The 1,306-nt window shown below is 41.6% G+C and carries 2 protein-coding genes; both read left to right on the plus strand.

The window, feature by feature from the left end:
* The first annotated feature begins 180 nt into the window (after positions 1–180).
* The gene (locus ACTXGO_RS13930) at positions 181–711 is read left to right on the plus strand and encodes an inorganic diphosphatase (RefSeq protein WP_443541746.1); all 531 of its coding nucleotides are present in this window, start codon (positions 181–183) and stop codon (positions 709–711) included.
* Between the two features lie 152 nt (positions 712–863).
* Positions 864–1,306 (plus strand): hypothetical protein (locus ACTXGO_RS13935; protein ID WP_443574939.1); only part of this gene is annotated, 443 nt, incomplete at its 3' end.

The raw sequence follows: 1,306 nt of genomic DNA on the forward strand, positions 1-1,306 counted from the left end.
TAAATCATAACTTTTGTGTTTTAAGCTTTTGAGTCCTATTTTGCATAATATCGTGCCAGCTTAGACTTAAGCAAAATAGGAAAATATGTCGCAAACTTGCTATACTCGCAAACCGTAGTAATCTCTTACCCTTTTACTTCTCACATTTTTTGCTAAAAACGTATTCATTAGGAGCCCTTTATGGCAGATTTTAATAAAATTTTGGACGCAGGTGATGTAGACGGCGGTATTATCAACGTTGTGGTTGAGATTCCAACCGGTAGCAGCCACAAGATTGAGTGGAACCGCGAGCTTGCCGTATTTGAGCTTGACCGTGTTGATCCACAGATTTTTGCCAAACCTTGCAACTATGGTTTTATTCCGCAAACCCTTGATGAAGATGGCGACGAGCTAGATGCGCTCATCATCACAGAGCAGCCTCTGCCTACTGGTATTTTCTTAAAAGCGAAAGTCATCGGTGTGATGAAGTTCGTTGATGACGGCGAAGTCGATGACAAAGTCGTTGTCGTTCCTGCTGATGACCGTGATACAGGCAACGCTTACAATAGCTTGGACGATCTACCAAAGCAGCTCATTAATCAATTACAGTTCCACTTTAGCCATTACAAAGACTTGAAAAAAGCGGGCACGACTGTCGTTGAATCTTGGGGCGATGTGTACGAAGCTAAAGAAGTCATCAAAGAATCTATCCAGCGCTGGAAAGCGTTATAAGCGTCTTTTAGACTCAAAAGTAAGTAAGTGATAAATTTACCGTAATTGTTTAATTGCGGTATTTTTTTGGCTAAAATTAAGCACAATAAAGTTGCTATAATAAAAGTGCTACTACTCACATTGAGCGGCGCAATTGACGCTTAAGGATAAATATGTTTAACCCTGATGGCTCTAATACCGATACAAGCACTAAGCAAAAAAAACTGCCAAAATCAGTGATAATGATGATCGAAAAAGGCAATCTTGTCATGGCGATAAAAAACCTAGCGCAAGATGAAAACATCAGTATGGATGCTGCCAAAGCGCGCATTGATGCCTATGAGATGACGCTCAAAAACAAGCAGCAGCAAAAGCTTAATAGTATCGCCAGCAAGCAAGGCATTCCCAATAGCGCCATTAGCTTTGATCAAGAGCAACAGGTAGAAGGCTTTGATCCTTTAGTCAAAGACCGTGTCAAATCCACGCCACCTGAGCAAGGGTTTAAAAGCTTGCAGCGCGGAGTTGAGAGTCAGTTGGATGATATCGGCTACAGAAAACCTGTTATCCCCTATCTTGTTAAGCGCCTCCTTATCATCGTTATCATCATGGCAGGACT

The organism is Psychrobacter sp. T6-1, from assembly GCF_052258445.1.